Annotated in this window: 10 protein-coding genes; all 10 read left to right on the top strand. The window is 67.9% G+C overall.

What is annotated here, in order from left to right:
- Window positions 1-160 precede the first annotated feature (160 nt).
- Complete coding sequence (locus tag LRG10_RS12995; protein WP_201170413.1) at window positions 161-502, top strand: high-potential iron-sulfur protein; 342 nt, start codon at window positions 161-163, stop codon at window positions 500-502.
- 127 nt (window positions 503-629) lie between these two features.
- Window positions 630-1,310 (top strand): cytochrome c biogenesis heme-transporting ATPase CcmA, encoded by a 681-nt coding sequence (gene ccmA, locus LRG10_RS12990; protein WP_201170414.1) that lies wholly within the window; start codon window positions 630-632, stop codon window positions 1,308-1,310.
- Window positions 1,311-1,319: 9 nt separating this feature from the next.
- Window positions 1,320-1,988, top strand: coding sequence for a heme exporter protein CcmB (ccmB, locus tag LRG10_RS12985; protein ID WP_201170415.1), 669 nt, complete (start codon window positions 1,320-1,322; stop codon window positions 1,986-1,988).
- Window positions 1,989-2,083: 95 nt separating this feature from the next.
- Window positions 2,084-2,908, top strand: coding sequence for a heme ABC transporter permease (locus LRG10_RS12980; RefSeq protein ID WP_201170417.1), 825 nt, complete (start codon window positions 2,084-2,086; stop codon window positions 2,906-2,908).
- Complete coding sequence (ccmD, locus tag LRG10_RS12975) at window positions 2,908-3,096, top strand: heme exporter protein CcmD (RefSeq protein ID WP_201170419.1); 189 nt, start codon at window positions 2,908-2,910, stop codon at window positions 3,094-3,096. Before LRG10_RS12980 ends, ccmD begins: the two co-directional genes overlap by 1 nt.
- Before the next feature lie 3 nt (window positions 3,097-3,099).
- On the top strand, window positions 3,100-3,549 hold the full coding sequence (gene ccmE / locus LRG10_RS12970; RefSeq protein WP_201170422.1) for a cytochrome c maturation protein CcmE: 450 nt from the start codon (window positions 3,100-3,102) through the stop codon (window positions 3,547-3,549).
- 2 nt (window positions 3,550-3,551) lie between these two features.
- Entirely contained in the window at window positions 3,552-5,579 is a 2,028-nt protein-coding gene (locus LRG10_RS12965) for a heme lyase CcmF/NrfE family subunit (protein WP_238635775.1), read from the top strand.
- On the top strand, window positions 5,576-6,109 hold the full coding sequence (locus LRG10_RS12960; protein ID WP_201170425.1) for a DsbE family thiol:disulfide interchange protein: 534 nt from the start codon (window positions 5,576-5,578) through the stop codon (window positions 6,107-6,109). Before LRG10_RS12965 ends, LRG10_RS12960 begins: the two co-directional genes overlap by 4 nt.
- Window positions 6,106-6,636, top strand: coding sequence for a cytochrome c-type biogenesis protein (locus LRG10_RS12955; RefSeq protein ID WP_201170428.1), 531 nt, complete (start codon window positions 6,106-6,108; stop codon window positions 6,634-6,636). The genes LRG10_RS12960 and LRG10_RS12955 overlap by 4 nt, the downstream gene beginning before the upstream one ends.
- Window positions 6,637-6,651: 15 nt before the next feature.
- Complete coding sequence (gene ccmI, locus LRG10_RS12950) at window positions 6,652-7,548, top strand: c-type cytochrome biogenesis protein CcmI (RefSeq protein WP_238633919.1); 897 nt, start codon at window positions 6,652-6,654, stop codon at window positions 7,546-7,548.
- Window positions 7,549-7,623: the final 75 nt, after the last annotated feature.

Below are 7,623 nucleotides of genomic sequence, written 5' to 3'. Positions count from 1 at the left end.
GGCAAGGCCCATTAATGGTTACCCTTGGGGGGCCCCCCCCCCCACCCCCCCCCCCCCCCCCCCCCGCTTGAAACGGCGCCCCGGGGGGCGGCGCGGAACCAAATGATAAAGTCCGTGTCCCACCGTGACACCCAAGAGAAAAACCGACAGGAGGGTGAGCATGAGCAACCCGATCGACGGTGACCGCCGCAAGTTCCTCAAGAACGGTGCCATGGCCGTGGCCGCCATTCCGCTGGCCACGCTGGTGACCAAGGGCACCGCCGTTGCCGGCCTGCCCGATGGCGTGGAAGACCTGCCCAAGGCGGAGGATGACCACGCCCACGACTACGTGAACGACGCCGCCGACACCGACCACGCCCGCTTCCAAGAAGGGCAGCTGTGCGAGAACTGCCAGTTCTGGGTCGACTACGTGGACGGCGACTGGGGCTACTGCGAGCACCCGAACTTCACCGACGTGCTGGTGCGCGGTGAGGGCTGGTGCTCGGTCTACGCCCCGGCGTAAGCTGCTCGCACTTAGGCGAGCAGCTCCGCCCGCCTGGCGGAACGACGAGGGGGCGCCGGCTGGCGCTCCCTTTTTTATACCCTGAGCGCGATCGCCACAGGGCATCGGAGGCAACCCAGGACCGACGATGGACGCCCTACGCAGCGATACACCGAACAACCAGTACACCCGCGGCGAGACCGACGCTGCGGCCAGCCGCCTGTGCGTCGAGCACCTGGCCTGCCGCCGCGGCGAGGAGTTCCTCTTCGAGGAGGTCTCCTTCGCCCTCGGCCCCGGCGAGCTACTTTTCGTACGCGGGCGCAACGGCAGCGGCAAGACGACGTTGCTGCGCACCCTCTGCGGCCTGACCGAACCGGTCCGTGGCCGCATCCACTGGCTCGATCAGGAGATCCGCCGGCTCGATGACCGGGCCCGCCGGCAAATGCTTTACGTTGGCCACCGCGACGCCGTCAAGGACGAGCTGACCCCACTGGAGAACCTGCAGGTCCACCAGGGGCTGCGCGGTGAGTCGAGCTCTCTGGACGAACGCCTCGACGCCCTCGAGCAGGCCGGCCTCGCCGGACGCGAGGACATCCCGGTCCGTTACCTTTCCCAGGGCCAGCGCCGACGCACAGCCTTGGCCCGCCTGCTGCTCTCGCCGGCGCGACTGTGGATCCTCGACGAGCCGCTGACCGCCCTGGACCGGCGCGCCGTTGCGTGGCTCTTCGAGCGCATCGCCGGCCACCTGCAGCACGGGGGGTTGGTCATCACTACCAGCCATCAATCCATCGACGGCCTGCCCGAGCCGCGCATCCTGGATCTGGACTAGAACGACACCATGGTGAGGTCTCTCTGGACACTCCTGCGGCGCGACGTTTCGCTCATCGTCCTGCGCCGTCAGGACGTACTGACCGTCGTTGCCTTCTTCGTGATCGTCATCACCCTCTTTCCCCTGTCCATCGGCCCCGAGCCGGACAAGCTGCGCACGCTAGCGCCCGGCGGGGTATGGGTGGCGGCAGCGCTGGCCAGCCTCATCTCGCTGGACCGGCTGTTCGCCGATGACTGGCGCGACGGCACCCTGGAGCAACTGGCCCTGTCGCCACAGCCCCTGGCCCTGGTGGCGCTGGCCAAGGTCGTGGCTCACTGGCTGGCCCTGGGGCTGCCGCTGGTGATTCTCTCCCCGGCCCTGGGTTACTCGCTGGGTCTGGAGGGGGCGGAACTGCTGGTACTCGCGCTATCATTGCTGCTCGGGACCCCGGTGTTGAGCCTGCTTGGCGCGGTGGGGGCCGCCATGACCCTGGGCGTGCGGGCCGGCGGGGCGCTGATGGCACTGCTTATCCTGCCCCTATATGTGCCGGTCCTAGTGCTGGGCGCGGGGGCGGTTTCAGAGGCGATGTTCGACGCCTCTTATCAGGCGCACCTGTCGCTGCTCGGTGCCATGCTGGCCCTGGCGCTGCCGTTGGTGCCCCTGGCGATCGCCGGGGCGCTGCGCATTGCCCTGGACTGAGACGAGAGCATCCGCGTAACGGGAACTTGACACCCGTTTCCGGGATCGAAGGCGTAGTGACGTAGACGCGTTACGGAGAACGACGGGATAACTGCATGACCGCTCGACCCATTCCCTGGCTCAAGTACACGGCACCAGCCAACTTCCACGTGCTGGCCCAGCGCCTGGTGCCCTGGCTCTGGGCGGCCGCTGCCCTGTTCGCCGTGGCAGGCCTTTACGTGGGGTTTTTTGTCGCACCCCCGGATTACCAGCAGGGCAACAGCTACCGGATCATGTTTATCCACGTCCCGGCGGCGTGGATGGGGATGTTCCTCTATCTACTGATGGCCTTATACGGGGCGATCTACCTGATCTGGCGGATCAAGATGGCCGACATCATGGCCCGGGCCATCGCCCCGACCGGAGCGCTGATGACCTTCCTGGGCCTGTGGACCGGCGCCCTGTGGGGCGCGCCCACCTGGGGCACCTACTGGGTCTGGGACGCGCGGCTGACCTCGACGCTGATCCTGCTCTTCCTCTTTCTCGGCTACATCGCGCTGCACGCCGCCTCGGACGACCGCGAGAAAGGCGGTCGGGCCGCCTCCTTGCTGGCTATTGTCGGCGCGGTCAACGTACCGATAATCTACTTTTCCGTAGAGTGGTGGTACAACCTGCACCAAGGCGCCTCGGTCATCCGGACGGACGGGCCGAGCATGGCCGATTCGATGCTCGCTGCGCTGCTGCTGATGACCGCGGCTTTCTGGATCTACTCGGCGGCCATCGTGCTGCGACGCGCCCAGGCCGAGGCCATGAGCCGGGAGTCGCGCAAGGAGTGGGCCCGGGCGGCGGCCGCCGGCACCCTCACCCGCGACCAGCGCGAGCGGGCTGCTGACGAGACCGCGCGTGAACAGCGCATCGCGGAGTCCGGAGGAGAAGCCTGATGTGGGACGGAATCGGTGATTTTCTGGCCATGGGCGGACACGCGCCCTACGTCTGGGGCTCGTTCGGCATGGTGGCCGCGGTACTGCTCGTCGAGTGGCTGCTGGTCAGCCGCCGCCGCCGTCACCTGCAGACCATGCTTCAGCGGCAGTCGCGGCGCACGACCGCCGCACAATCGCAGGGGGAGTGAACGATGAAGAAGCGACACCAGAGGCTGTTCCTGGTACTCGGTGTGGTCGCCGGGGTGAGCGTTGCCACGGCGCTGGTGCTCAATGCCTTCCGTGACAACATGACCTTCTTCATCACGCCGTCCGAGGTGATGGCCAAGTCCGATATGCCGGAACGGCACTTTCGCATCGGCGGACTGGTCGAGGACGGCTCCGTGGAGCGTGACAGCGCCTCCACCCGGGTCCGCTTCCACGTGACCGACACCGAGGCGAGCGTACCCGTCGACTTCGAAGGCATCCTCCCCGACCTCTTCCGCGAAGGTCAGGGCGTCGTGGTCGAGGGCCGGATCACCTCCGACGGGGTGTTCAAGGCCGATAATGTCATGGCACGTCACGACGAGGACTACATGCCGGCCGAGGCGCAGGAGGCCCTGGACCGGGTCGAACACTCCTTCGATGAAGCCGGGGACTATTAACGATGCTTGGTGAGCTCGGCAACTTTGCCCTGATCCTGGCCTTCTGCCTGGCCGTCATCCAGTCGATCCTCCCGCTGGTCGGCACGGCCACCGGGGATGCCCGGCTGATGAACTCGGGCCGCTCGCTGGCCGTCGGGCAATTCGTCTTCCTGCTGGTCGCCTACCTGATCCTGACGGCGGCCTTCGTCACCAACGACTTCTCGATCCGCTACGTGGCCGAGAATTCGGCCGCAGCGCTGCCGCTGGTCTACAAGATCACCGGTGTCTGGGGTGGCCACGAGGGCTCGATGCTCTTCTGGGTCCTGACCCTCAGCGCCTGGACGGTGGCCGTGGCGGTATTCAGCCGCGCCCTGCCGCGGGAGATGCTGGCCCGGGTGCTGGCGGTGCTCGGCATGGTGGCCGTCGCGTTCATCGCCTTCACTGCCCTGACCTCCAACCCGTTCGAGCGCATCTTCCCGGCACCGACCGAGGGCACGGACCTGAATCCGCTGCTCCAGGATCCGGGGATGATCATCCACCCACCGCTGCTGTTCATCGGCTATACGGGCCTGGCGGTCGCCTTTGCCTTCGCCGTCGCCGCGCTCATTGGCGGTCGCCTCGATGCCGCCTGGGCGCGCTGGTCGCGGCCGTGGACCACAGCCGCCTGGGGCTTCCTGACCCTGGGTATCGGGCTCGGCTCCTGGTGGGCGTACTACGAGCTCGGCTGGGGCGGCTGGTGGTTCTGGGACCCGGTGGAGAACGCCTCTCTGCTGCCCTGGCTCACGGCCACCGCCCTGATCCACTCACTGGCGGTGACCGAGAAACGCGGCGGCTTCAAGGTCTGGACCGTGATGCTGGCCATCGTCAGCTTCGCGCTGACCGTCCTCGGCGGCTTCATCGTCCGCTCGGGCGTGATCACCTCGGTCCACGCCTTCGCCACCGACCCCGACCGCGGCGTCTTCCTGCTCGCTATCCTGGCGGTCACCCTGCTGGGGTCCCTGGCCCTCTACGCTTGGCGTGCCCCCAAAGTGGGACTGGGCGGTGTATTCGGCTGGTACTCGCGGGAATCGCTGCTACTGGCGAACAACGTGCTGTTGGTGGTCGCCTGCGCGGCCATCGCCATCGGCACCCTCTACCCCCTGGCCCTGGACGCCTTCGACTTGGGCAAGATCTCGGTGGGCCCGCCCTACTTCGATGCGGTGTTCATGCCGCTGATGCTACCGCTACTGTTCTTGATCGGCATCGGGCCGGTGATCTCCTGGAAACAGTCGGACCCCATGGAGACGGTCCGCCAGCTGCGCTGGGTGCTGCTGGTCAGTGCCCTGATCGGCGGCGTCTGGCCGCTGACCATGGGCGCCTGGAACCCGCTCACCGCCCTCGGCCTCGGCTTGGCGGCGTGGATCCTGCTGACCGCTGCGGTGGACCTGTTCCGGCGCTTCAGCCGGCGGCGTCAACAGGGGGCTGGCAAGGCGCTGCAGGCGGCCTTGCGCCCGAGCTTCTTCGGCATGCACCTGGCCCACGGCGGCCTGGCCCTGGTGGTCATGGCCATCGCCATGGTCAACACCTATGAGGTCGAGCGGGACGTACGCCTGGCCCCGGGCGAGACCGCCACCGCCGGGGCGTACCAGTTCCGCATGCTCGACAGTGAGGTCGTCCGCGGGCCGAACTTCGACGGCCAGCAGGCCACCGTCGAGGTCCTCAATCAGGACGGCGAGGTCATCGACGTCCTCCACCCGCAGCGGCGCTTCTACGACTCGCAACCGCAGATGCCCATGCACCAGGCCTCGCTGAACCGCGGCATGACCCGCGATGTCTACGTATCGCTGGGTGATGATCTGGGCGAGGGGGCGTGGACCATGCGGCTCTACTACAAGCCGTACATGTTCTGGATGTGGACCGGATGCCTGCTGATGGCCTTCGGCGGCTTCCTCGCGGCCGCGGATCGCCGCTACCGCATGGCCAGCGACCGGCGCACGGTCTCCGAGGCCCACGTCGACAGCAACGACAACCGCGTGGTGGGACCGGCCTCGGCGCAGGAGCCGTCATCATGAACAAGCGACTGCTGCTGCCGCTGCTGCTGACCCTGCCGGTCCTCGGCCTGCTCTACGTGGGCCTGAGCCTGGACTCGCGCAGCCTGCCCTCGCCGCTGGTCGGCCAACCGGCACCAGCCTTCGAGCTGGAGTCGCTGCGCGACTCCGGGGTCACCCTGACCCGGGAGGACTTCGTGGGCGAGATCGCCCTGGTCAACGTCTGGGCGTCCTGGTGCGAGAGCTGCCGCCATGAGCACCCCTACTGGCGCCAGCTGGCTGAGCGGGGCATCGCCATCCACGCCTTCAACTACCGTGACAGCCGGGAGAGTGCCCAGCGCTACCTGGATCTCTTCGGCGACCCGTTCCGCGAGATCGCCTACGATCCGCGGGCGGAGGCGGGCATGGAGTGGGGCGTGTACGCCACCCCCGAGACCTATCTGCTGGACGCCCAAGGCGTCATTCGGCACAAGCACATCGGGCCGGTGAACGCCGAGGTACTGCGCAACGACATCCTGCCCTTGATCGAGGAACTGGAGGCGGAGCGGTCATGAGCGTAACTCTGGTTGCAGCGTCGCAGGCGCGCCGCGGCGACACCACCGGGCAGCGTCTTCGAGGGCTGCTCGTGGCGCTTTTCCTGCTCGCCGGGGCGGCGGTGGCCGCGCCGGCCGGCGCGGTCTCCATTGGCGAGCCGCTGGATTTCGAGACCGAAGAGCAGGAAGAGCAGTACTACACCCTGGTCCGGCAGCTGCGCTGCACCGTCTGCCAGACCGAGACCATCTACGAGTCGCCGGCAGAGCTGGCCGGGGACATGCGCCGCCGCGTCTACGAGATGACCGTCGATGGCTACGACAAGGACGAAATCGTCGATTTCATGACGGCGCGCTACGGCGACTACGTCCGCTACAACCCGCCGCTGCAGATGAACACAGCCCTGCTCTGGGTCAGCCCCTTTTTGCTGCTGGTCATCGGCGGCGTGGCGTGGCTGCAGGTCATCCGCCACCGTCAGCAGAAGGCGGCGCAGACTGATCTGACCGAATCCGAGCGGCGGGCGCTGGAACGTTTCCGGCGCGGCGACTAACCCAAGGGGGAATCGATGAGTGGAGCCTTCGTAGGGGCCGTTGTGGTCCTCTGCACCCTCGCCTTGATCTTCGTGCTCTTCCCGCTGCTGCGGGATGCGGCGCGGACGCGGACCCAGTCGCGTCGGCAGGTCAATGCGACGATCCACCGGGACCGTATCCGTGAGCTGGACCAGGATCTGGAGAACGGCACCCTGAGCCGGGCGCAGTACGACGCGGCGGTCGCCGACCTGGACCGGGACCTGGTCCAGAGCGGGGCCATCGACAGCGAGGAGGAGCAAGCCGGCTATCTGCCGCGGGCCCGCCGCGGGGTGGTCATCGCGGCGGCCACCGTCAGTGCCGTGGCCGTGCCGGTGCTGGCGCTGTCCATGTACCACTCCCTTGGCGACGAGCGCGCCTTCACCCAGGCTGGCACTCCGACCACGCCGGATCGCCAGCAGCAGTCTGGCGCACCGGGGCAGCCGCAACAGCACGACCCGGACGAGATCGAGGCCATGGCACAACAGCTGCGTGATCGGCTGGAGCAGAGCCCCGACGACCCCACCGGATGGGTCCTCTACGGCCGCACCATGATCTACCTGGAGAACCTCGACGAGGCCGAGAACGCCTTCCGGCGGGCGCTGGATCTGGGTGCGGACGACGACCCCAACCTTCTCGCCGAGTACGCCGATATCCTGGCGGCGACCACCGGCAACCTGCAGGGTGAACCCATGGAGTATCTCCAGCGCGCCCTGGAGATCGATCCGGAGAACGTCCGCGCGCTGTGGCTGGCTGGTACCGCGGCCTACAACAACGCGGACTACGAGGGGGCCCGATCCTACTGGGAAGAGCTTCTGGACGTCGTACCGCCGAACTCCCAAGAGGCGCAGGCGATCCAGTCGAACCTGCGGCAGCTGCCGGACGGCGAGGGCTGATCCGGCCGTGGGGGGGGGGGGGGGGGGGGGGGGGGGGGGGGGGGGGGGGGGGGGGGGGGGGGGGGGGGGGGGGGG

Source organism: Halorhodospira sp. 9628, from assembly GCF_022228075.1.
GTDB lineage: Bacteria > Pseudomonadota > Gammaproteobacteria > Nitrococcales > Halorhodospiraceae > Halorhodospira > Halorhodospira halophila_A.
Note: the sequence above shows the minus strand (reverse complement) of the source record. Positions and strands in the feature narration are given on the sequence as shown.